Source organism: Aeromonas sp. s12 (assembly GCF_040907925.1).
In the GTDB taxonomy this organism is placed as follows: Bacteria; Pseudomonadota; Gammaproteobacteria; order Enterobacterales; family Aeromonadaceae; genus Aeromonas; species Aeromonas veronii.
In genome coordinates this window covers 140,611-162,761 of record NZ_JBFOCT010000013.1, presented here as the reverse complement: position 1 = coordinate 162,761, position 22,151 = coordinate 140,611, and the positions used below count along the sequence as shown (strand labels likewise).

The 22,151-nt window shown below is 56.8% G+C and carries 21 protein-coding genes and 1 tRNA gene; 12 read left to right on the top strand and 10 right to left on the bottom strand.

What is annotated here, in order from left to right:
• Positions 1-54 precede the first annotated feature (54 nt).
• A tRNA-Thr gene (locus tag AB5Y67_RS06180) sits at positions 55-130 on the bottom strand.
• Positions 131-219: 89 nt separating this feature from the next.
• Complete coding sequence (locus tag AB5Y67_RS06175) at positions 220-960, bottom strand: phosphatase (RefSeq protein ID WP_064339731.1); 741 nt, start codon at positions 958-960, stop codon at positions 220-222.
• 467 nt (positions 961-1,427) lie between these two features.
• On the opposite strand from AB5Y67_RS06175, the gene AB5Y67_RS06170 reads away from it, so the two are divergent.
• The 5 genes from AB5Y67_RS06170 to ruvC all read left to right on the top strand — a co-directional run bounded on the left by AB5Y67_RS06170 (position 1,428) and on the right by ruvC (position 9,400).
• Positions 1,428-2,081 carry a TetR/AcrR family transcriptional regulator gene (locus AB5Y67_RS06170; RefSeq protein WP_005334507.1) on the top strand — a complete coding sequence of 218 codons (654 nt, stop codon included), beginning with the start codon at positions 1,428-1,430 and terminating at the stop codon, positions 2,079-2,081.
• 48 nt (positions 2,082-2,129) lie between these two features.
• On the top strand, positions 2,130-4,469 hold the full coding sequence (locus AB5Y67_RS06165) for an acyl-CoA dehydrogenase (RefSeq protein ID WP_005353557.1): 2,340 nt from the start codon (positions 2,130-2,132) through the stop codon (positions 4,467-4,469).
• Positions 4,470-4,635: 166 nt separating this feature from the next.
• On the top strand, positions 4,636-7,698 hold the full coding sequence (locus AB5Y67_RS06160) for an efflux RND transporter permease subunit (protein ID WP_199427281.1): 3,063 nt from the start codon (positions 4,636-4,638) through the stop codon (positions 7,696-7,698).
• Positions 7,699-7,713: 15 nt separating this feature from the next.
• Positions 7,714-8,763 carry an efflux RND transporter periplasmic adaptor subunit gene (locus AB5Y67_RS06155; protein WP_120415680.1) on the top strand — a complete coding sequence of 350 codons (1,050 nt, stop codon included), beginning with the start codon at positions 7,714-7,716 and terminating at the stop codon, positions 8,761-8,763.
• Between the two features lie 115 nt (positions 8,764-8,878).
• Positions 8,879-9,400 carry a crossover junction endodeoxyribonuclease RuvC gene (ruvC, locus tag AB5Y67_RS06150; protein WP_005334512.1) on the top strand — a complete coding sequence of 174 codons (522 nt, stop codon included), beginning with the start codon at positions 8,879-8,881 and terminating at the stop codon, positions 9,398-9,400.
• 144 nt (positions 9,401-9,544) lie between these two features.
• Here ruvC and AB5Y67_RS06145 read toward each other — a convergent pair whose 3' ends face one another.
• Both AB5Y67_RS06145 and malX read right to left on the bottom strand, forming a co-directional pair.
• A complete protein-coding gene (locus AB5Y67_RS06145) occupies positions 9,545-10,735 on the bottom strand; it encodes a MalY/PatB family protein (RefSeq protein WP_199427282.1) in 1,191 nt (396 codons plus the stop codon).
• A gap of 87 nt (positions 10,736-10,822) precedes the next feature.
• A complete protein-coding gene (gene malX / locus AB5Y67_RS06140; RefSeq protein WP_199427283.1) occupies positions 10,823-12,394 on the bottom strand; it encodes a maltose/glucose-specific PTS transporter subunit IIBC in 1,572 nt (523 codons plus the stop codon).
• Positions 12,395-12,685: 291 nt separating this feature from the next.
• Here malX and AB5Y67_RS06135 point away from each other — a divergent pair, with 291 nt between their 5' ends.
• A complete protein-coding gene (locus AB5Y67_RS06135) occupies positions 12,686-13,723 on the top strand; it encodes a Mal regulon transcriptional regulator MalI (protein ID WP_103252222.1) in 1,038 nt (345 codons plus the stop codon).
• A gap of 125 nt (positions 13,724-13,848) precedes the next feature.
• Here AB5Y67_RS06135 and AB5Y67_RS06130 read toward each other — a convergent pair whose 3' ends face one another.
• Positions 13,849-15,093: an NADH:flavin oxidoreductase/NADH oxidase family protein gene (locus AB5Y67_RS06130; RefSeq protein WP_199427284.1), complete on the bottom strand. Its 1,245-nt coding sequence runs from the start codon at positions 15,091-15,093 to the stop codon at positions 13,849-13,851.
• A 220-nt stretch (positions 15,094-15,313) separates the two neighbouring features.
• Here AB5Y67_RS06130 and AB5Y67_RS06125 point away from each other — a divergent pair, with 220 nt between their 5' ends.
• From AB5Y67_RS06125 to AB5Y67_RS06100, 6 genes are all read left to right on the top strand, one after another.
• Positions 15,314-15,778: a MerR family transcriptional regulator gene (locus tag AB5Y67_RS06125; RefSeq protein WP_199427285.1), complete on the top strand. Its 465-nt coding sequence runs from the start codon at positions 15,314-15,316 to the stop codon at positions 15,776-15,778.
• A 95-nt stretch (positions 15,779-15,873) separates the two neighbouring features.
• A complete protein-coding gene (locus AB5Y67_RS06120) occupies positions 15,874-16,137 on the top strand; it encodes a hypothetical protein (RefSeq protein ID WP_199427286.1) in 264 nt (87 codons plus the stop codon).
• A gap of 484 nt (positions 16,138-16,621) precedes the next feature.
• Positions 16,622-18,226 carry a restriction endonuclease gene (locus tag AB5Y67_RS06115; protein WP_325793612.1) on the top strand — a complete coding sequence of 535 codons (1,605 nt, stop codon included), beginning with the start codon at positions 16,622-16,624 and terminating at the stop codon, positions 18,224-18,226.
• Complete coding sequence (locus AB5Y67_RS06110) at positions 18,199-18,849, top strand: hypothetical protein (RefSeq protein WP_199427288.1); 651 nt, start codon at positions 18,199-18,201, stop codon at positions 18,847-18,849. Before AB5Y67_RS06115 ends, AB5Y67_RS06110 begins: the two co-directional genes overlap by 28 nt.
• A 124-nt stretch (positions 18,850-18,973) precedes the next feature.
• Positions 18,974-19,471, top strand: coding sequence for an AAA family ATPase (locus AB5Y67_RS06105; protein WP_199428677.1), 498 nt, complete (start codon positions 18,974-18,976; stop codon positions 19,469-19,471).
• 61 nt (positions 19,472-19,532) lie between these two features.
• A complete protein-coding gene (locus tag AB5Y67_RS06100) occupies positions 19,533-19,763 on the top strand; it encodes a hypothetical protein (RefSeq protein WP_234915227.1) in 231 nt (76 codons plus the stop codon).
• 41 nt (positions 19,764-19,804) lie between these two features.
• Here the strand turns inward: AB5Y67_RS06100 and AB5Y67_RS06095 are convergent, their stop codons facing one another.
• From AB5Y67_RS06095 to AB5Y67_RS06075, 5 genes are read right to left on the bottom strand one after another with little or no spacing between them, the layout of a single operon-like run.
• A complete protein-coding gene (locus AB5Y67_RS06095) occupies positions 19,805-20,296 on the bottom strand; it encodes a Dps family protein (RefSeq protein ID WP_005334596.1) in 492 nt (163 codons plus the stop codon).
• Positions 20,297-20,300: 4 nt separating this feature from the next.
• Positions 20,301-20,738 carry a PaaI family thioesterase gene (locus tag AB5Y67_RS06090; RefSeq protein WP_234915226.1) on the bottom strand — a complete coding sequence of 146 codons (438 nt, stop codon included), beginning with the start codon at positions 20,736-20,738 and terminating at the stop codon, positions 20,301-20,303.
• A 49-nt stretch (positions 20,739-20,787) separates the two neighbouring features.
• Positions 20,788-21,129 (bottom strand): carboxymuconolactone decarboxylase family protein, encoded by a 342-nt coding sequence (locus AB5Y67_RS06085; RefSeq protein WP_005353600.1) that lies wholly within the window; start codon positions 21,127-21,129, stop codon positions 20,788-20,790.
• A gap of 4 nt (positions 21,130-21,133) precedes the next feature.
• Positions 21,134-21,949: an SLAC1 anion channel family protein gene (locus AB5Y67_RS06080; protein WP_234915225.1), complete on the bottom strand. Its 816-nt coding sequence runs from the start codon at positions 21,947-21,949 to the stop codon at positions 21,134-21,136.
• Positions 21,916-22,119: a hypothetical protein gene (locus AB5Y67_RS06075; RefSeq protein WP_234915224.1), complete on the bottom strand. Its 204-nt coding sequence runs from the start codon at positions 22,117-22,119 to the stop codon at positions 21,916-21,918. The genes AB5Y67_RS06080 and AB5Y67_RS06075 overlap by 34 nt, the downstream gene beginning before the upstream one ends.
• Between the last annotated feature and the right edge of the window lie 32 nt (positions 22,120-22,151).

Genomic DNA, 22,151 nt, shown 5'->3' with positions numbered 1-22,151 from the left:
AACCAAAAAGCACAAAGGGTTAGCTTCGCTGAGAAGCTAACCCTTTGTTTTATATGGTGCCGATAAGGGGAATCGAACTCCTGACCTTCGCATTACGAATGCGCTGCTCTACCAACTGAGCTATACCGGCTTGTTGCTCTCCACATTCATAAAAAATGACCGGCAAGTCAATTGAGCCAACTCGATTTTATGAGTTGGCTCATGGTGTTAGAGCCCGATTTACAGATCGGAAAACTCGGGGATATGGGTACGGCCGCGGCTCTCGAGGAAATCGAGCAGGGCGCGGGGGGAGCGCACCAGGATCCGCTCTTGCGGGAAGCCCGCTTCGGTCACCAGACGGTGGCAGTGGTCAAAATCGCCAAGAGTAAATGCCACGTGGGAATCGGAGCCGAAAGTGAGATAGGCCCCCAGATCTCGCGCGGCTTCAACTATAGCACGGCAGTTGCCTTCGCTGCCCGGGCGCGAGTGAATGAAGGAGGAGTTGTTGATCTCCAGCGCCACCCGATAGTCCGCCGCCGCCTTGACCACCGCCTGAATGTCGATGGGAAATGAGGGGTTGCCCGGGTGGCTGATCATATCGACCCGGCCGCTCTTGATGGCGTTGATCATCGCCTGGGTGTGAGTGGCCTGATCGCAGGGAGGGAATACCTGCTCATGAAAGCCCGCCATGATCATGTCGAGGCGCGACTCGTAACGCTCGGGAAAATCGATCTCCCCCTCCAGGTTTTTGATGTTGGCCTCGATACCCCGCAGGATCCCTACCCCATCCACCACTCTTGGCAATATCGGCAAGTTGGCAAAATGCCAGACATGAGGGGCATCGGCCATCTCGGGCCCGTGATCCGTGGTGGCAAACAGCTTGATCCCCTTGGCCCTGGCTATCGGCAGATAGTCGTGGATGGTGCTGTAGGCATGGGTGCTGGCAATGGTGTGAGTGTGGGTATCGACCGGGTACTTCATCTTATCTCCCCTCATATTTTGAAAGGGCAGCATAGCAAAGAGCGGCAGCTTGGGCCACGCCAGTGCTTGCCACACTTTGTCACAAAATACCGCGAAGCTGACATAGTCTGAGGGGCTCTGGCTGGCATACTGCCCCCGTCGATACATGCCTGAACTCGCATCGACAGTTTGCCGTCAGGATGACGCGAACTCACTTTCCCCACCGTCGCGCCCTGCGGCGGTTTTTTTGCCTGCAAACCGCAAACCGGTAACAGACGCGCAAAAAAAGGCCCAACTAGCATGGTGCAGGTTGGGCGAGACTTAATGTTTAATTGCAGTGGCATAGATATAGAGTCCTGCTTTTTGACTAAGTTCCGCCCACTTTGCTTTTTTCATCGAAAAACATTCCGCTAACACTCATTCACATTCTCTTGACACTTCACGTTATGAAACGTACTTTTTAAACATTCGTTTAAGTGAGGTGTCCAGTGAGTAAAATCGATACCAAAAACCGTATTCTCGACGCCGCTGAAGTGCTGTTTGCCGAGCGGGGATTCGCCGATACCTCTTTGCGTCTGATCACCAGCGAGGCCGACGTCAATCTGGCGTCGGTGAACTATCACTTCGGCTCCAAGAAGGAGCTGATCCAGGCAGTGCTCGACCGCTATCTGAGCCTGTTTATGCCCGATCTCGATGCTCGCCTGCGGGTACTGATGGAGCAGGAGCAGCTGACCCTGCTGCAACTGTTTGAAAGTTTTGTCGAGCCGCTGATGAAGCTCTCGGCAGTGCGGGCCAACGGCCCGGCCATCTTCATGCAACTGCTGGGGCGCGGCTATATCGACAGCCAGGGCCACCTGCGCCGCTTTATCACCGCCCACTATGGCCCCATTTTGCAGCGGATCACCCAGGCCATCTCCAAGGCCAATCCGGCCCTGTCGCCAGCGGATCTCTTCTGGCGCCTGCACTTCACCCTGGGCACCGTCGTATTCACCATGGCCTCTGCCGATGCGCTGCGCGACATCGCCCTGGCCGACTTTGGCCAGCAGCTCGATGTGGAAGGGCTGGTGCGCAACGTTATTCCTTATCTGGCGTCCGGAGTCGGGGCGCCCGTGGAGTCGACCAGGCTCTCCCTGGCCGTGTAACAACCAACAATAAATCAACGGAAACAGTGAAATAGAAGGAACTTCGGTATGATCACATTGCTTGTCCTGCTGGTGCTGGCGATAGCCGTTGTGCTCGGCGTACCCTCCATCCGTAAAAAGGTGGTAACCCGTCCGGTGTTCGGCATCTTCAAAAAGATATTGCCGCCCTTGTCAGCTACCGAGCGGGAGGCCATGGAAGCCGGCTCCGTCTGGTGGGATGGCGAGTTGTTTCGCGGCAACCCCGACTGGAAAAAACTGCACGGCTACGGCAAGGCCGAGCTGACCGCAGAGGAGCAGGCCTTTATCGACAATCAGGTCGAAACCCTGCTCGCCATGGTTGATGACTTCAAGATCGTCAACGAAACCAAAGACCTGCCGGAGCCGGTGTGGGACTATCTGAAGAAGGAAGGCTTCTTCTCCCTGATCATCCCGAAATCCTACGGCGGCCGCGAATTCTCTGCGATTGCCAACTCCACTATCGTCACCCGCATCGCCACCAAGAGCCTGAGCGTGGCGGTCACCGTCATGGTGCCGAACTCCCTCGGTCCGGGCGAGCTGCTGATGCACTACGGCACCCAGGCCCAGAAAGATTTCTGGCTGCCGGGGCTGGCCAATGGCAAGGAAGTGCCCTGCTTCGCCCTGACCGGGCCGGAAGCGGGCTCCGATGCGGGCGCCATTCCTGACAAGGGGATCGTCTGCAAAGGGATGCACAAGGGTGAAGAGGTGCTGGGTATTCGCCTCAACTGGAACAAGCGTTACATCACCCTGGCACCCCGCGCCACCGTGCTGGGGCTGGCGTTCAAACTCTATGACCCGGAAAAACTGCTGGGTGACAAGGAAGAGCTCGGCATCACCTGCGCCCTCATCCCCACCAGCCACCCGGGCGTGCGTGTCGGCGATCGCCACTACCCCATGGGTCTGGCGTTCCTGAACGGCCCGACCTTCGGCAAGGATGTGTTCATTCCGCTCGACTGGATCATCGGCGGCCCGGATTACGCCGGTCGCGGCTGGCGCATGCTGGTGGAGTGCCTCTCCGCCGGTCGCGGCATCTCGCTGCCTGCCCTTGGCACCGCCTGTGGTCACATGGCAAGCCGCACCGTGGGCGCCTACTCCTACGTACGCAAGCAGTTCGGCATGTCCATCGGCAAGTTTGAAGGGGTGCAAGAGGCGCTGGCTCGCATCGGCGGCCTCACCTATCAGCTGGAAGGAGCACGTCGTATGACCGCCGGTTCGCTGGATTTGGGTCAGGCACCGGCCATCGTCACCGCGATTTCCAAGTACCACATGACCGAAATGGCGCGTCAGATCATGGATGACTCCATGGATATCCACGCCGGTCGTGCCATCCAGCTGGGCCCGAAAAACTACACCGGCTACGCCTACATGGGTATTCCGGTCGCCATCACGGTGGAAGGGGCCAACATCCTGACCCGCAACCTGATGATCTTCGGGCAAGGGGCTACCCGCTGCCACCCGTACGTGTTTGCCGAGCTGGAAGCGGCAGCCGATACCGACGTGGAACGCGGTCTCGAGAAGTTTGACGCCCTGCTGATGAAACACATCGCCTTTGGCGCCGGCAACTTCTTCGGTTCCCTGTTCCAGGGGCTGACCCTGGGGCAGTTCAACAGCGCGCCGGTAGCCGGTGAAACCGCCCGCTACTACAAGCAGCTCTCCCGCATGAGTAAAGGGCTGGCCCTGTGCGCCGACGTCTCCATGCTGATGCTGGGTGGCGATCTCAAGCGCAAGGAGATGATCTCCGCCCGTCTGGGTGACGTGCTGAGCCACCTCTATCTGGCCTCCGCCACCCTCAAGCACTACGAGGATCAGGGCCGTATGGTCTCCGATCTGCCGTTCGTGCAGTACGCGGTGGAACGCAACCTCTACCTGATTGGCAAGGCGTTCGAGGGCTTCTTCCAGAACTTCCCGAACAAGGTAGTGGGTGCCGTACTCAAGCGGGTGGTGTTCCCGTTCGGCGTCGGTTACAAGATGCCGGCAGACGATCGCTGCCACGCCATCTGTCTGGCCATGATGAAGCCGGGCGAATTCCGCGACCGTCTGACCGCTCTCTGCTATGTAGGCAAAGACGAGGCGGATCCGGTCGGCCTGATGGAGCGTGCCTTCCAGGCCATGGTTGCAGTGCAGCCCTACGAGAAGAAGCTGGTGCAGGCCCAGAAAGAGGGCAAACTGCCCCGCAAACTGGCGCTGCCGGAGCTGGTTGCCGCCGCACTGGCCGGTTCCATCCTGAGCAAGGACGAAGCGGACAAGCTGCTGGCCGCCGATGCCCTGCGCTACGAAGCGATTCAGGTAGATAACTTCGCCCCGGGCGAGCTGGAAGGCTTCTCCCAGCAAGCAAACAAGCAGCCAAACAAGGTCGAGCACGCCGCCTGACCCCTTGGCAAACCAGTACCAAACCGGCCCTCGTGGCCGGTTTTTTTGTTTGTTAACCATGCATTTACAAGCCGGGAGAATTCCAGTTAAATGCTTGAGTCCCTTTGAAGGGGCTTTGGAAGCAAGGCCAGCGGAATGGCCGATAACAACAACTCAGGAAGAGTGAATGAACCTCGCCAAAACGGCGATCGAGCGCCCCATCTGGGTGGCGGTCTCGATCGTGCTGATTTTCCTGCTGGGCCTGCTCAGCATCCGGGGACTGCCGATCCAGCTGTTCCCCGACATCGACCGTCCACACCTCAACATCTCGGTGAGCTGGCGTTCAGCCTCGCCCCAAGAGATGGAGTCGGAGATCACCGACCCCATCGAGCAGGAGATGCAGGGGGTTCAGGGGCTCAAGAGCCTTGTCAGCAACAGCTATCCCGGCTTTACCGAAATCGACATGGAGTTTGCCCTCGGCACCGACATGCAACGGGCCCAGCTCGATGTGATTTCGCGATTGAACCGGGTCTCGGGATTGCCGGACAAGATTGGCGGCCCCTACGTCAACAACTACAGCAGCAACGACACCCTCACCTTCTTCTTCATCCAGCAGCTGCCCGGCGCCAAAGGGGTGATCGATGATCATCAGGCGTTGATCGAGGCGCGGGTCAAACCCGAGCTGGAGCGCATTGAAGGGGTCTCGACGGTCGCAGTCGAGGGGATCAACGAGCGCCAGATCCAGATCCGCTTCGACCCCTACCGCGCCGCCGAGCTGGGGGTGGAGATCCCGGTGCTGGCCAGCCGGGCCACCACCGGCTGGGACGTGTCGGCCGGCACCCTCGACATCGGGCGCTGGGAGTACAAGCTGCGCTTCGCCGGTCGCTATGATGTCGAGACGCTGGGGGACAAGGTGGTGGACTGGCGCGATGGCCTGCCCATCTATCTGCGGGATGTAGCAGAAGTAAGGGTGGCCCGGGAAGAGAACCCGGTGCTGCGGATCCAGAACGGCAATACCGCCATCGCCGCCCAGATCTTCAAGGAGAGCGGCGCCAATGCCCTGGCATCCCTTGAGGCGATCAAGGCCCGGGTGAACGAGCTCAACCGCGAGGTGCTGGAGCCGGTCGGGCTGCACATGGAGCAGTCGTTCGATGCCTCCCTCTACATCAATCGCGCCGTCAGCATGGTCACCGCCAACCTGGGGCTCGGGGTGCTGCTCTCCTGTGCCATCCTCTGGCTCTTTCTGCGCCAACTCAAGGCGACCCTGATGATTGCCCTCGCCATCCCCATCAGCATCATGCTCACCTTCTGCCTGCTCAAGGTGATGGATCGCACCCTCAATATCATCTCGCTGGCAGGCATCGCCTTTGCCGTCGGCATGGTGCTCGATGCCGCCATCGTGGTGCTGGAGAGTATCTACCGGCGCCACGAGCGGGGGGATTTGAGCAAGGCGGAGGCAGCGCTCGAAGGTACCCGTCAGGTGTGGACGGCGCTGGTCGCCTCCACCCTCACCACGGTCGCCATCTTCCTGCCGGTGCTGCTGCTCAACGATGTGGAGGGTCAGCTGTTTGCCGATCTGGCGCTCACCATCGCCTGCGCCGTGACAGTCTCCATGCTGGTCGCCGTCATCGTGCTGCCTGCGGTGGCGGCGCGCTGGATGGGACATGAAACGCTGACCGACCCCTATGAGTCGCTGTGGCAGCGCACTACCCGTCACGTGATCCGCTGGACCTCGACCTCACGCCAGCGCTGGGCGGTCATCACCCTGATGATGAGTCTGCCGGCACTGGCCACCTGGGCGCTGCTGCCCAAGATGGACTATCTGCCGGACGTGAAACGGGACGCGGTGGATGTCTGGATGAACTTCACCCCCGGGGTCAATTTCAAGGCCCAGCGCGAAGAGGTGATCGATACCCTGATCGCCCGCCTCGCCCCCTACATGAAGGGGGAGAAAGAGCCTGCCCTCAAGAACTACTACATCTTGCGCTACCCGGGGGGCGCCCAGATTGGCGTGCGCCCCAAAGACGAAAACCGTATCAAGGAGCTGGAGAGCCTGTTGATGAAACAGTTGCTGGTAGGCATTCCCGACACCCGGGTGTTCGGCGGTCAGGGGTCGCTGTTTGGCGGCTTTGACAGCGAGAACGGCGTCTCCCTGCTGCTGCAGGGGGGCAACCTGCCCGAGCTCTATCAGGCGGCCCGTGCCAGCATGGGGATCCTCAGCAAGGACCTGCCGGGAGCACAAATCCGGCCCGAGCCGAGTCTCGACTTCACCGCCCCCGAGCTCAAACTGGTGCCGCAAGATCGGCGTCTCGCCGAAGTGGGCTGGGATCGCACGCCCTTGCCCACCATCATCCAGACCTTTGGCGACGGCTTGCGGGTTGGCGAGTATTTCGACGGCGAGGATCGGCTCGACATCATGCTGATGGGGCAGAGCTCCGCCAATCCGGACGAACTGAAGGCAGTGCCGCTGGCCACCCCCTCCGGGCGCATCGTTCCCCTTGGCGAGCTGCTGCGGGTAGAGCACGACATGGGCCCAGCCAGTATCTTCCGGGCCGATGGGCGGCGCAGCATCAGCCTGCAGATAGCACCTCCGGCGGGCATGACCATGGAGCAGGTGCTCGACACCCTGAAAAACCGCAGTTTTGCCGCCATCCGCCCCCTGCTGCCCGCCGGTGGCGAGCTGCGCATTGCCGGCAATGCCGACAGCCTGCAACAGGCGCTCGACAATCTGGGGACCATCTTCCTGTTCGCCGTGGTGATCCTGCTGGTGCTGCTGTGGGGAGTGTTTGCCTCCATCAAGGATGCCCTGCTGGTGCTGCTCACCCTGCCCCTTGCCTCGGTTGGCGGCGTGCTGGCGCTGCAACTGAGCGGGCTGCTGGTGCCGCTGCCGATGGATCTGCTCACCATCATCGGCTTTGTCATCCTGCTGGGACTGGTGGTCAACAACGCCATCCTGCTGGTGCATCAGACCCGCACCGCCGAGCGGGACGGCATGAGCCGCCAGCTGGCGGTGGCCGATGCCCTGCAAAGCCGGATGCGTCCCATCGCCATGACCAGTCTCACCAGCATCTTCGGCATGCTGCCGCTGATGCTGAGCCCGAGCGAAGGGAGCGAAATTTACCGCGGGCTCGCCACCGTCATTGTCGGCGGCATGAGCTGCAGCACCCTGTTTACCCTGATCCTGTTGCCTGCCTTCCTGCGTCTCGGGGAGCAGGTTGCGATCCCACAACCCCTGCGCCAGCGGGCCTGAGCAAGGAGCTCATCGATGACACATATGATTACCCGAATGTTGGCTGGCGCGGTGCTGATTGCAGGCAGTGCGCTACCGGTATTGGCCGATCAGGGCAAGATGGTGACCCTGGCGGATGTGACCCAAGGGGATGCGGCCGCCAATATCTGGGTCAGCGGCACGGTGGCGAGTCGCCAGCAGGCGGCACTCAGCGCCGAAGTGAGCGGCCGGGTGGAGTGGATCGCCGAATTTGGCAGCCGGGTCAAAAAAGGGGATGAGCTACTGCGCCTCGACAGCGCGGCACTGCGCCTCTCGCTGGAGCAAGCTCGCGCCGAGCAGGCGAAATGGCAGAGCAACTTGCGCTTCGCCCGCGCCGAATCCCAACGGATCACCCGACTGCACCAGCAAAAGAGCGCCTCCCAGAGCCAGTACGACAAGGCCAGCTACGATGTGGAGCAGGCCGCGCTGGCCGAGCGGCTGGCCGCCATACAGGTGAACCAGATTGAAGAACAGCTGCGCCGCAGCCACATCTATGCCCCGTTCGACGGGGTGGTGAACAACCACTTCATCCAGCCCGGCGAGCATGTGGACGCGGGCGAGCAGGCGCTGGAGCTGGTCAACCCGGATCAGCCGGATATCCGCCTGCAGGCCCCCATTCTATGGGCCCAGCAGCTGGCACCGCAAACCCGGCTGCGGGTGGAGGGGGAGCAGTTGAGCGGTCACGGCGTCTATTACCAGCGAGCCGCCAGCGCCGATCCCAAGTCGCGCCTCATCGAGCTGCGCCTCAAACCGGAAGCGGGCACCTTCATCATCGGCTCGCCGGTACGGGTTGCCCTGCCACTGGGGGATCAGCAGAGCATGCTGCTGCCCCGTGACGCTCTGGTGCTCGGCACCGATGGCAGCGTGGTCTATCAGGTGGCGAGAAGCGGCAAGGCGCTCAAGGTGAATCGGGTGCCGGTCACCGTGCTGTTTGGCGACAGCCAGCAGGTGGCGGTGAGCGGCGCCCTCAAGCAGGGGGACCGGGTGGTGGTGCGCGGTGCCGGCAGCCTGCAGGATGGCGACACCATAGAATTGTTCAAGGGGTAGCCACGCCCGACGCAGGCTGGCCAATCTTTGCCCGCTTGACCAGGGACATACAGCCAAACGTGCCACAGTTTGCTATCTTGGCGGCCATCACTCGCGTTTAGAGCAATCAACACCCATGAGCATTATTTTGGGCATCGATCCGGGTTCGCGGATCACCGGCTACGGGGTTATCCGGGTCGTGGGCGGCAAGGCCGAATATCTTGGCTCTGGCTGCATCCGCACCGATTGCGGCGAGCTGCCGGAGCGCCTCAAGCAGGTTTATGACGGGGTATGCGAGATCATCACCCAGTTCAAGCCCACCGAGTTTGCCATCGAGCGGGTCTTTATGGCCCGCAACGCCGACTCGGCCCTGAAACTGGGACAGGCCCGGGGCAGCGCCATCGTCGCCGCAGTCAACGCTTATCTGCCAGTGAGCGAATACTCCGCCACCCAGATCAAGCAGGCGGTGGTCGGCACCGGCGGCGCCGCCAAGGAGCAGGTACAGCATATGGTGACCCATCTGCTGAAACTCTCCGCCACCCCGCAGGCGGATGCAGCGGATGCCCTCGGCGTCGCGCTCTGCCACCTGCACACCCGCCAGAGCCTGATCAAGATGGCCGGCCGTGCCAGCAGCTCGGTACGTGGCCGCTATCGCTGAGCCCTTACCCACCCAGACGACTCGTCTCGGTATCACCAAATAAAAAAACCGCCCCGGATCTTCGGGGCGGTTTTTTATATTGCCCCACATAACGGGGCCATCACTGATGGCCCCGTTATGTTTCTCATGTTGAATGGATTTGCCTTACACCTGCTCCCCCAGAGCGCCGATCAGAGCGTCGAGTCCTTGATCGACCTTTGAACGCGGACAGCCGACGTTGAGGCGGATATAGCCTGTGCCTTCCGGGCCGTAGGTGTCTCCACGCATGATGGCGACCCGGTATTTCTCCACCAGCAAGGTTTGCAGCGCATCCATCCGTTCGGGGGAGTCGATGCCAAGGCCGCGCAGGTCAATCCAGGCGAGATAGGTTCCCTCGGGCACCCGATAGTCGATGGCGGGGAAAGCCGCGTTGAGCCGCGCCGCCACATGGGCGAGATTGCCGTGCAGGTAGGATTTGAGCGCATCGAGCCAGCCAGCGCCGTCCCGATAGGCGCTGATATGGGCCAGCACCCCGAGAATGGGGGGCGATGAGAGGCCATGGGCCGCCTTGAGCCGCTGCAGATAGGCGGTCCGCGCCGCTGCGTTGGCAATAAAGGCGTAGGCGCCGCCAAGGGCCGGAATATTGAAGGATTTGGAGCCCGAGCTCACCAGCGCCCAGTGATCGTCCGGTGCCACCTCGCTCCACGGCAGGTAGCGGGCAAAGCTCACATCCATATGGATGTCATCCGAGATGACCCTGACCCCGTGGCGCTGACAGATAGTGGCCATCCGGCCCAGTTCATCCCGCGTCCAGACCCGGCCGGTGGGGTTGTGGGGGCTGCACAGCAGCAAAATCCGGCAATCGGAGCGGGCCGCCTGTTGCTCGAAGCAGGCCCAGTCGATCTGGTAGCTCCCCTCCCCCTTTATCAGCGGGCAAGAGAGCAGTACACGATCGTTGGCGGCCAGCATATTGCCGAAGGCGTCGTAGGCGGGGGTATGCACCAGCACGCCTTCGCCGGGCGCAGACCAGAGGCTCACCAGCTGGGCGATGATGTAGATGACCGAGGGGCCGTAGACCAGCGTCTCGGGGTCAAGGCTCGCCCCGTAGCGGTGGGCAAACCAGTTGCTCACCGCCCCCTTGAAGTCGTCGTGATTCCAGCGGCTGTAGCCAAATACCCCGTGCTCAAGGCGGGTTGCCAGCGTCTGGCGAATGCAGGGGGCGGTCTCGAAATCCATATCGGAGATGGTAAAGGGGAGCAGATCGGCATGGCCAAAACGGTCGGCCACATAGTCCCACTGGGTGCAGTAGGTGCCGTGGCGGCCGACCACATGGTCGAAGTCATAAATATCGTGCATGAATTTTCTCCCTCCATAAACAGGAGACATATTGGGAGAGGCAAACAAGGGGGGCTTGCGCCCCCCGTTCGGATCTTATTGGCCGGTTCAGGCCCCCATCAGGCTCTGCAGCTGGTTTTTCACCAGATGCACCTGCGGGCCGATCACCACCTGCAGGTTGTGCTCGTCGAGCTTGATCACCCCGATGGCGCCGTTTGCTTTCAGTACCTTGTCATCGACCCTGCTCATGTCCTGCACCGACATCCGCAGGCGGGTGATGCAGTTATCGAGCGCCAGAATGTTATCGGCGCCGCCCAGGGCGTTGAGGATGATTTCACCGTTGTAACCGCTGTTGCCGGCCTTCTTGCCTGCGGGCTGAGCAGTCTCGCTGGTCTCGATTTCACGGCCGGGGGTCTTGAGGTTAAAGCGCACGATGGCAAAGCGGAACACGCTGTAGTAGATGGCAAACCAGATGGCCGCCGCGACCGGCACCAGATACCACTTGGTGGCGGTGCCCTGCAGCACGCCGAACACCAGAAAATCGATGAGGTTGCCGTCGGTGTTGCCGATGGTGACGCCGAGCAGCCCCATGGTCATAAAGCCCAGACCGGTCAGGATGGCGTGAATGACGTAGAGCACCGGAGCCACGAACAGGAACAGAAACTCGAGCGGCTCGGTGATGCCGCCGATGACGCAGGCCACCACGCCGGAGACCAGCAGTGCCTTGATCTTGCCGCGATTTTCCGGGCGGGCGCAGTGATACATGGCGAGCGCCGCGCCCGGCAGGCCGCCGAGGAAGGCAGGCATCTTGCCTTGAGAGAGGAAGGAGGTGGCAGAAACCGAGAAACCGGTGGTGTCGGCGCAGGAGAGCTCGGCGTAGAAGATATTGAGGGCGCCGCTCACCTCGTGACCACATACCAGCTGGGTGCCGCCCGCTTCGGTAAAGCGGATAAGCGCCACCAGAATGTGGTGCAGACCGAGCGGCAGCAGCAGACGCTCACCGGTACCGAACAGGAAGGGGCCGAAGGGACCGGCGTGGGAGATGAGCGCCCCGATACCGTTGATACCGGCAGCAAACCAGGGCCAGGCGAACGGCACGACCAAGCCGACCACACCCAGCACCAATACAGTGATGATGGGCACGAAGCGGGCGCCGCCGAAGAAGGCGAGCGCATCGGGCATCTTGTAGGTGTAGAAACGGGCGTGCAGTTTGGCGACGATCACCCCGACGATGATAGCCCCCAGAATACCGGTGTCGATGGAGCTGATGCCGAGGATCGATTTCACCCCGTAGGCCTTCTCCGCCGCCGCGTCACCGATGACGTTGGCCACGGTCAGGTAGAAGTTGATGGAGAGGTTGAGCGCCGCATAGCCGACGAAACCGGCAAAGGCTGCGACCCCCTTCTCTTCTCGCGCCAGCCCGAGCGGAATGGCCACCGCAAACATCACCGGCAGGTAGATAAAGGCCACCAGCCCCACCTTGGTCATCCAGAGGAACAGCAGTTGCAGCACGGTATTGTCGAGGAAGGGCATGCTCTGTTTGACCGCATCGCTGGTGAGCGAGCTGCCGACACCGAGCAGGATGCCCGAGAAGGCCAGCAGGGCGACCGGCAACATAAAAGTCTTGCCGAGGCTCTGCAGGAACTCCCAGATAGTGGATTTGGCTTGAGGCTTGGCCATGAAACGGCTCCTTGTGAATAGACAGCAATATCTGCGGCTACCCTCCCCCGCTCGAGGCAATCTCGAAGCAATCTCGAAGCAAAAGGCGCGGGTCAGCATCAGGTTTTGCTGGATGATAAAACGTTTTATCAACTTACAAGTGCCGACAGGATCACAGAATAAGGGGGCTGGCTGGCAGCAGGATCCAAATTTGTGAGCCGGATCGGCCCAATGGTGATGTAACGTTTCACTTGAGCATCTGAGCAGGTATGCTGGGGCCTCGCTTTCAACTGTCCGTCGTCCGTTCGCCCTATGTCGCCCAAATCCCTCTCTGCCAAAGCCACCAAGATCACCGATGTCGCCCAGCGGGCGGGAGTGTCGGTCACCACCGTCTCCATGGTGCTCAACGGCAAGGGGCGTATCTCGCCGGCCACCGCCGAGCGGGTGCAGCAGGCGATAAAAGAGCTCGACTACGTGCCCAACAGCGCCGCCGCCAACCTGCGCAGCCAGCAATCCAATCTGGTGGGGCTGATCCTGCGCGACATCACCGACCCCTTCTATACCGAGGTGACCGCCGGGGTGAGCGAGGTGCTGGAGCAGCAGGGCTATCTGCTGTTTCTGACCCAGTGCGGCCACAGCCCGGAGCGGCTGCAGCAGAGCATCCACTCCCTGTCACGGCAGGGGGTGGCGGGCATCATCTTCAATCCGGTGCGCGGCGCGGCGGCCAAAACCCTGGAGACCCTGCTCGACTCCGAACTGCCGGTGGTGTGCGCCGCCCGCTCCTACTATCGGGATGACGTCGACTTTATCGGCCCCGACAACACCCACGCCGCCAAGCAGGCCACCACCTACCTTATCGAGCAGGGCCACCGCCATATCGCCTACGTCGGCGGGCGAGCCGACTCCCTCACCCGCGCCGAGCGGATCGGCGGCTACTGCGCCAGCCTGCTGCAATATGGCCTGCCCTTCAAACCGGAGTGGGTACTCGAGTGCGAGCGCACCCAGCGCAGCGCAGCCGACACCATCGCCCAGCTGCTGCACCAGCACCCCAAGGTGACCGCCGTGCTCTGCCACTACCCCGAGGTGGCGCTCGGCGCCATCTATGGTGTCGAGGCGAGCGGCCGCACCGTGGGCAAGGACAACTACATCGGCCAGCAGGTGGCCCTGCTCGGCTTTGACGATGTGGCGGAGGCCGAACTGACCTCCCCCGCCCTTACCTTTGTCAGCTCACCGGCCCGCGAAATCGGCCGTCAGGCGGCAAAACGACTGCTGACCCGGATGCAGCAACCCGAGCTCGCCCCCAACCGCCATATCATCACCCCCAATCTACAAAAGCGGGAGTCTGCCTGAGCTGGCTGGGCAAGCCCGAGCTCGCCCCCACCCGCCATATCATCACCGCTCACCAACAAACCGCAGAAGCGGGCATCGGCCTAAGCTGGCCTGGCTGGCTCGCCCGCCTGCGAATCACCCTCTCTTCACTTTTCCTGCGCCTTGATCCAGCGCCGATAGCGGGCGTTGCCAAGCAGGGTTTGCCACTGTTGGCAAGCCAGCGCCAGCGATGGTGCAACCTTTGGGTGGCTCGGCTGACCTCGGCCCAGCCGCCGCAGCTGATATTTCACCATCGCCATATAACCTACCGAAGCCAGCACCTTGTTGCGCCAGGGGATGGGTCTGAGCTCGGCGCTTGCCGCCTGCTCACGGCGCCATCTGGCAGGCAGATCCGGGGCGATGGCAAGCGCGGTGGCCATGCCAACGACCGCCACTCCGCTGCCGAGCACTTGTTCCACCACCGGATAACGGCGGATCCCCCCGGTCACCATCACGGGCATATGAGCGGCACCCACTATCTCTTCGGCAAACGTCAGAAAATAGGCTTCCCGCGCCAGGGTGCGGCCATCGCGGGCCTGACCGTGCATGGCGGGCGCCTCGTAACTGCCACCGGAGAGCTCCACCAGATCCACCCCGAGCGGGTTGAGCATGTCGACCACAGCCTTGGCATCTTCGGTACTGAAGCCGCCACGCTGAAAGTCGGCGGAGTTGAGTTTGACCGACAGCGAGAAGCGCTCCCCCACCTGCTCACGGATCCCCTGCACTATCTCCAGCAGCAAGCGGGCACGATTCTCAAGGCTGCCGCCCCAACGATCGTGGCGCTGGTTGGTGAGCGGCGAGAGGAACTGGCTTAGCAGATAACCGTGCGCAGCGTGGATCTGCACTCCGTCAAAGCCGAGACGCTGTGCCAACAGCGCCGTATTGATAAAGCGTGCTTTCACCTCGGCAATATCGGCTTCGCTCATGGCCCTGGGCGGAGAGAACTGTTTGGAGAAACTGCCGAGCGCCATGGGCACGGCGGAAGGTGCCAGGGTAGGTTGCCCCAGCGCCGCCGGCATCTGGCGACCGGGGTGGTTGATCTGCATCCAGATCTGGGCGCCCCCGCTTTTGGCCGCTTCGGCCCAGGCCCTGAAACGCCCGGCCAGCTGTGGGGATAGCGCCGGGGTGTCGAGCACCACGCCCCCCGCTCCCGTCATGGCATGTCCATCCACCATCACATTGCCAGTGATGATAAGGCCAGCGCCGCCCTCAGCCCAGGTGCGATAGAGGCGGATCAGCGCCTCGGAGGGGGCATGATCACGGTCAGCCATGTTCTCTTCCATGGCTGCCTTGGCGAGGCGGTTTATAAGCTGGCTGCCATTTGGCAGGGTCAGGGGAGTAAATGGGTTCATGGCGATCTCCTCAGTAGTGAGGGCCCCACCATAAGTTTGAAGCTGACTTGAAGGTCAAGCCCTTTGTCGAGATGCCGCTACGACCAAGGAAAGGCTATCCACCCAACCCTTGCTTGCTCAGGGCCGTTGACATTCAAGTGAGCTTTAACCCTAGAATCTCCCGGCACCCGCCCCTCAGCCTTAACGTCAGGGGCCATCAACCTGCAGCCCAGGAGGCAAGATGAAGATCGGTGAACTGGCCAAACAGACCGGCATGGCGGCCTCGGCTATCCGCTTTTACGAAGCCAGGGGCCTGCTCAACAAGGTGCAACGGGGGGCCAACGGCTATCGCGACTACCCACCCGAGACAGTGCCGTTGCTGACTATCATCAGCCAGGCACAACAGGCAGGCTTCTCCCTCGACGAGATCAAGCAGCTGGTACCGGCGGATATCAGCACCTGGCAACACGCCCCGCTGCTGGCGGCACTCAAGGCCAAGGTGAACGACATAGAGGCGCTGGAGGCCAGACTTGCCCACAGCAAGCAGCAGTTGCAGACCCTGATCCGGCTGGTGGAGTCCAAACCCGACGAGATGCCCTGTGAAGAGAACGCCGCCCGGGTATTGGCCAGCATGGGCATCCCCTCTCACAAGCACGTCGCAAAGGCTGCCACCACGGCCAAGTCTGCGTTACGCCACAAAAGGTGATCCTGTTCACAACCGGCACACGCCCTCGACCAGAAAGGTTGAGAGCCAAGTGGAGAGGAATATGATGGGGGCCCCCTCTCTGCACGAGCCCATTTATGAGCAACCCGCACGACCAGAATCCGCCGAGTGAAATCCATCGCTGTGACAAATGCGGCGAGCATACCCGCCATATCGTGGTGCTGGTCGCCCGCGATCACAGCCAGGACATCATGCCCAAGGATCCACGCAAAACCTTCTGGCAAGCCTTTCGCTCCAGCAGCCTGACCAATGCGGTATTCGGCCAGACCCTCGCCTATCAGGCCACCCATGTAAAACATCTGATCTGCGAACGCTGCGGCGAGAAGTTTCTGGAGTATTGAGTGGCGGTTGTATCCGGCAAGAGATGAAGCTCTGCCTGCGGTTGCTGTGCCAAGCGAACCGATAGCAGCCACTTAATAAGTAATTTATTGATCCTTGGCAGGTTTTTGCCCGACTGCGGTTTCACCCTACCCCTCACTCGATTAATATGCCTCACTTGGCAACCACTCTTGCAGAGATAACCCTGTGCAGCCGTTTCGCCATCCCCCCACATCGCCGGATAACCATAGCAGGCTGGAGGCTGTAATCCACGGGCGGTAGCGTGTCTGCAATAAATTGATCTAGTGATAAATCCCTCGCGCTCGCCTGATCACGCTTAACTAATATAACCTATGGCTTGAAATAATTAATGTTTAGGGTTTCTAACTAAAGGCTGGCAATAAATAACTTTCTTTTTAAAAAAATCAAATAAACTAATCTTCTCGAATAAAATTTATACATTTCCATTCAAAAATAGACTCAACCATTTAAAAAAATGCTCAAACCATGAAAAAATATACATTCGAAGAACTTACCGACATTGAATTTGAAGACTTTGTCAATGATCTACTTTCATGTGCTTATGGTTGGGAAATTGAATCATTTAAACCTGGCCGTGATTTTGGAATTGATGGCCGTTCAAGTACAATAAATGGAACTATAATTATTCAATCAAAGCATTATCGTAAATCAGGTGTCGATAAGCTACTCAGAGAAATAGCTCTTAACGAAGTCCAAAAAGTAAAAGAGCTCAACCCAGAAAGATATGTTTTCGTTACATCATTGAATCTTAGCCCAAATAACAAAGATAAAATTAAAAGTGCATTTTCGGGAGTGAATCTTGATGTCTCAGACATCATTGGAAATGATGACCTTAACTCGCTATTACGACATAACCAAGATGTACTAATTCGATGGTATAAACTATGGTCTGAGAGCTCAAATGTTTTACAACTTTTTCTTCACCCAGCAATTAAATCTCGTGAAATTATACTGTTGTCGCGACTGAATAAAATAAATAAAACTTTTGTTATGACAGAAGATATTCATCCTGCACTGTCATCATTAAATAGCGAACATGTTGTCGTTCTTTCTGGTGAGCCTGGTGTAGGAAAAACCACGCTAGCTGAATATTTATGTCAAGTACATATGAAAAGAGGCTATACCGTTGAAGTAATCGAAGGGGATGTTACTAACCATCCTTTCAACTTTAGCAATCCAGAAGAAAAAACCATCTATTACTTTGATGATTTCCTTGGTTCTAATTACTTCAGTGTCATTTCAGGAAGCCAAGATAACAATATTGTAAAAATAATAGAGCATTTAAAAAACGAACCCAACAAGAGACTAATTCTAACTTCGAGGACAAATATAATTCACAAAGCGGAAGTTATGAGCCAGTCTTATCGTTCATTTAAACTTACCTCGCGCCAATATATCGTAAATATCAACAGTTACTCTAAACTAACAAAAGCAAAAATTCTTTATAACCATCTATGGCATAGTCCCCTTCCATTAGAGTGGAAAGAAGATATAATAAATGATGGATTTTACAATAAGATTATAAATCATAGAAACTTCAATCCTAGACTGATCGCATTTACCATGAACTTAGAAAACAAAAATGAAAAATCACTTTCTCAGTTTGTGTACGATAATCTTGAACATCCAGATCAAATTTGGGATCATTGTTATACAGTTCAACTTGATGAACAGGCTAGAATTTTAGTAAAAATCTGCATTGCAGCTGGAGGGAAAATATCAGAACAAGAACTTGAAGTGGCATATGAGCAAGGCCTTACTGAATATAACTTCACATCGACAACAAACCAACCTAAAGACTTTTTTCATACATCAAGATTAGTATGTGGCTCAATTCTATTACGTCACATAAGCAATGATTTAATATATTACACTCACTTCAACCCATCTGTAACAGACTATGTCATAGATAAAATAAGTAGCATATCTGAAGCAAAGAAACTAATTAACAGCCTAAATAACAACCTTGTTGTTAAATTTTACTCGGACTTAATAAAATCAAATAAAATAAAAAACATGATGCTAATGAAATCATTGACTTTATGCTTAAAAAATTCAGCGGAAACATAAGTCAACAATTTATCACCTCTCTTGATTTAGGCATGAGAAATTTATCACATAAGAATATAAACATTTCCAACGCCATTAACTTATTTAATGAAACATCTATTTCATTACCTAAAGGACTGTCGTCAGACACACTGTCAAATATTCTAGGTTCAGGAGTTGAGTTTGGCGTAAAAACCACTACTTACAAAAGTCTAATATCTCTTGGTATATTCAACGCCGGAGAGCTGGAGTATATATATCAATGTATTAAGGATGATGCTATTTTCCCATCAATTCAATATCACCTTAAAAATGCGTTGAGAGAACAGCTTGAATCAGATATCAATTACATCATTAAAAACACCCATGGGTTTTATGAATGTCACAACGAGGTAGACTTAGAATCATTTGCTTCATCAGTAATTGACAATCTCTCTCTCGACTATGAACTACTTATTTCAGATGATTTTGATTTAATAAATGAACACGTTTCAATCTCAGAACTTCTGGATGATATAAATGAGTACTCAAGTTATGAAGACGAACCCGACAAAATAGAACAAGAATCACCAGCTAAAATTCTCTCTCACATAAGAACAGAGCAAGATGAAATAGATTATATGTTTCGACAACTCAAGAGTTGATATTTTTATTTTAAATCCAACTTGCTAGAGTGTAAGTTAGCTTAGCGATTCGTATTCGGATATGCTCGGAGCCACATCGACTTTCCAGCTTCCAGATATCTGTTCCAGAAAAGAGCGCTCATAGATGAAACGTATTCTGATTATTGGCAACTCTGGATCGGGCAAGAGCTGGTTGGCGGCTAGATTGGCTGAGCAGTTAACTATCCGCGAGGTCAATCTGGACACCATTATCTGGCAACCGGGCGGGTTTAACAAAAAACGGCCCCAGCATGAGATTGACTATGCCATTCAAACCTTTGCTCAAGAGCCATCATGGGTGGTCGAAGGGGTATTTGGTGCCCTGGCCGAGCAACTGCTTGATGCCGCCGATACCCTGCTTTTTCTGGATCTCGACTGGTCGGTATGCCGTGATTCACTGCTATCGCGCGGATCACAAAGTGCCAGGCAACGGGATGCAGTGGCAGCGGAAAAGAACTTTCAACAACTGCTGGTGTGGGCATCGGAATATGGGCAGCGAGCCAGTAAAAGCTCCCGCCACTTCCATCGCGAGCTGTTTGATCGATTCCCAAACGACAAGCACCGTTTCACGACTCGGGCAGAGGTAAATAGCTATCTCAACTGACCGTTAACAGCTAACAAGAAACTTGATGGACCAATACAAATAGACTCCAAAACCTGACCATATGTTTTTCAGAAAATTTATATCCTATCTGGCTATTACCTTGCCTATCGGCCTGATCCCAGAATTTATTCGGCAGGACTTTTATCTGGATTTGCTCTCATGGCAGGAGGGCGGCCGCCTCACTCTGATCATGATTGGCGTCGCGGCGGCAATGGCGGGAATTGACTGGCTCGTGCATCGCTATCGAACCAAACGACAGCAACCAAAAGGCTCGGTTGGACCAAACAGGTAAGGGAGGATCGGGCTGCCACAGAATATGGCAGCCCCGTGTCATCAGGAGAGCATGCTTCTTAGCATCCAGGCGGTTTTTTCATGAATATCGATGCGCTGGGTCAGCACATCGGCAGTGGGTTGGTCATTGACGGCATCGACCAGATCGAACAGTTTTCTGGCGGTTCTCGCCGTGGCTTCTTGCGCCAACACCAGATGTTTGAGCATTTCACTGGCACAGGGAACCCCTTCGACCTCCTCAATGGAGGAGAGACGGACAAACTCCTTATATGTGCCGGGTGCGGGGAAGCCCAATGCGCGGATCCGCTCGGCGATAACATCCAGCGCATTCCACTGCTCGGTGTATTGATCCATAAACATATTGTGCAGGCTGTTGAACTGCGGGCCGGTTACGTTCCAGTGAAAATTGTGGGTCATCAAATAAAGGGTGTAACTATCGGCAAGCAGTGCCGACAATCCATCTGCAATTTTCTTGCGATCGGCGGCTGAAATACCGATATCCATTTCTGGTAAAACCACACTCTCTTTTTTCATCACGCTAACTCCTGTTATTGGCTTTCGGCTTGATAAATTTGGCCGATGCTTTTGCAACAATCATCCCGCCGACCGACGCTACGGCATTCAGGCGATAGATACCGTGACGCTGGTCGACTATTCTGGCCGACAGCGCTACTTGGCTGCCAATATCGATGGGAGCAATAAAACGAACGCTCAGCTCCGCTGTTAATCCTCTTATTCCCCGTTGCAGCAACGCATGTGTCATCACCGCATCGAGCAGGGTGCTGGTCATGCCGCCATGCAAAATATCGCTGTAACCCTGATGGCGCTGGTTGGCAATAAACAGCCCTTCCGTCGTCCCTTCCTCCCCCTGATAAAAGCGAATTCCCAGTGAATCCGGGTTATGAGTGCCACACACCATGCAACGGGCGTGGGACATCATGGTCTGTTGATAGTTCTCTGATTGATATTCATCCACTTGATCTATTCACTCGCTATTTGGCCACTCGCATGTTGAGAACAGAGTGCTAGGAGAGCAGCTCTTCGATGGCGGCATGTGCCTGGGTGCCATAGATGATGGAGGGGCCGCCTCCCATCAATACCGCGACATCCACGGTGGCAATCAGTTCCGCTCGCGAAGCACCGGCCTTCACGGCCCCGGCAACATGGGCGGCAATGCAGCCATCGCAGCGGGAAGCGATACCAATACCGAGGGCGATCATTTCCCGATATTTCAGCGCCAGCGCCTCGTCCTCTTTCATAACGGCTTTGTGCAGCGCAATAAACGCATTCATGGTATCCGGGCTGCTCTTGCGATAAGCAGAGCCAAGCTGGTGTTGTTCTTTATTGATCTCTCGATAATTTTTCATCACGTTATTTCTCCGGTGTGAAAATCTCACCTTTATAGAATGACTGCACTGTCATGCTGATTAACCAGATGATCAATACAATCAGGGCACACACCACTATTTTGGCCAGATAATATGGAATGATATTCCCGGTTGCGTCGGCAAACATGGCCGAGGCTGCGGAAAATGCCGCCAGTGGAAATGAGTACGCCCACGAAGAGAGAAAGAATTTCAGTTTCAAAAAAGTGAGGGTGTTGTACATCAGCAAGATAAATACAAACAGCGCAAAATAATAAATGACATGGGCAAACAGATCGCCGGAGCTGGCTATTTCGCTATACGAGATAAATCCGATGGAGGGCGGTGCCAGCAGAATAAACATGGTGGGCATCAGCTTCTCGGGCAGGCTCTCATGAAAGAACAGCCGATAGAGCACTATGGTCAGCAGAGAGAACCAGAAAATAAGACCAATGCTGAAGAAGAACAGGCTGATCTCGTGAAAGCCAAGCGGCATGCCACCTAGGGGCACCACGATATTGCCGACAATCGGTATAAACCATGCCGGGTTGGTGTGGGTGATTGTGAAATGGTCGCGATGGATCCAGTTGCTCATGATGTAGAGGGTGAAGAGCAACTGCAAGCTGGCTCCCACCGACCAGAGGGCCAGCGCTGCATCATGCCAGCTGGCCCAGTAGGCGGATTGCAGCAGCAAGCTGATTGAGATGGTCGGGAAGAAATTGATCCTGACCGGGTGTTTCAGCTCATGCAGGAACTCGTCATTGTGTCTGAGGATTTTCCAGCCATACATCACCAGAAACGTCGCCAGTAGCAGGGATGACAAGACCCGAACAGGAACCCTGCCGACTGCAACAGCAGCAGATCCGGAAATGCCTTGCGACAGGCAATCGCCGCCCCCGTCAGCCCCATGATGATTGAAAAGAGTGTGACAGGCATATGTGCAATCTTGGTTATGGAGGGGATTTGCTTACCCTCTTGATTCAGGTTTTCCATCAACGTTCCCCTCCAGTTCGGCCTAGCGGTAG

What these genes read in the sequence shown, in the direction of transcription:
- AB5Y67_RS06175 (WP_064339731.1), bottom strand. Translation starts at nt 960, where the DNA reads ATGAAGTACCCGGTCGATACCCACACTCACACCATTGCCAGCACCCAT.
- AB5Y67_RS06165 (WP_005353557.1), top strand. Translation starts at nt 2,130, where the DNA reads ATGATCACATTGCTTGTCCTGCTGGTGCTGGCGATAGCCGTTGTGCTC.
- AB5Y67_RS06160 (WP_199427281.1), top strand. Translation starts at nt 4,636, where the DNA reads ATGAACCTCGCCAAAACGGCGATCGAGCGCCCCATCTGGGTGGCGGTC.
- AB5Y67_RS06155 (WP_120415680.1), top strand. Translation starts at nt 7,714, where the DNA reads ATGACACATATGATTACCCGAATGTTGGCTGGCGCGGTGCTGATTGCA.
- ruvC (WP_005334512.1), top strand. Translation starts at nt 8,879, where the DNA reads ATGAGCATTATTTTGGGCATCGATCCGGGTTCGCGGATCACCGGCTAC.
- AB5Y67_RS06145 (WP_199427282.1), bottom strand. Translation starts at nt 10,735, where the DNA reads ATGCACGATATTTATGACTTCGACCATGTGGTCGGCCGCCACGGCACC.
- malX (WP_199427283.1), bottom strand. Translation starts at nt 12,394, where the DNA reads ATGGCCAAGCCTCAAGCCAAATCCACTATCTGGGAGTTCCTGCAGAGC.
- AB5Y67_RS06135 (WP_103252222.1), top strand. Translation starts at nt 12,686, where the DNA reads ATGTCGCCCAAATCCCTCTCTGCCAAAGCCACCAAGATCACCGATGTC.
- AB5Y67_RS06130 (WP_199427284.1), bottom strand. Translation starts at nt 15,093, where the DNA reads ATGAACCCATTTACTCCCCTGACCCTGCCAAATGGCAGCCAGCTTATA.
- AB5Y67_RS06125 (WP_199427285.1), top strand. Translation starts at nt 15,314, where the DNA reads ATGAAGATCGGTGAACTGGCCAAACAGACCGGCATGGCGGCCTCGGCT.
- AB5Y67_RS06120 (WP_199427286.1), top strand. Translation starts at nt 15,874, where the DNA reads ATGAGCAACCCGCACGACCAGAATCCGCCGAGTGAAATCCATCGCTGT.
- AB5Y67_RS06115 (WP_325793612.1), top strand. Translation starts at nt 16,622, where the DNA reads ATGAAAAAATATACATTCGAAGAACTTACCGACATTGAATTTGAAGAC.
- AB5Y67_RS06110 (WP_199427288.1), top strand. Translation starts at nt 18,199, where the DNA reads ATGCTTAAAAAATTCAGCGGAAACATAAGTCAACAATTTATCACCTCT.
- AB5Y67_RS06105 (WP_199428677.1), top strand. Translation starts at nt 18,974, where the DNA reads ATGAAACGTATTCTGATTATTGGCAACTCTGGATCGGGCAAGAGCTGG.
- AB5Y67_RS06100 (WP_234915227.1), top strand. Translation starts at nt 19,533, where the DNA reads ATGTTTTTCAGAAAATTTATATCCTATCTGGCTATTACCTTGCCTATC.
- AB5Y67_RS06095 (WP_005334596.1), bottom strand. Translation starts at nt 20,296, where the DNA reads ATGAAAAAAGAGAGTGTGGTTTTACCAGAAATGGATATCGGTATTTCA.
- AB5Y67_RS06085 (WP_005353600.1), bottom strand. Translation starts at nt 21,129, where the DNA reads ATGAAAAATTATCGAGAGATCAATAAAGAACAACACCAGCTTGGCTCT.
- AB5Y67_RS06075 (WP_234915224.1), bottom strand. Translation starts at nt 22,119, where the DNA reads ATGGAAAACCTGAATCAAGAGGGTAAGCAAATCCCCTCCATAACCAAG.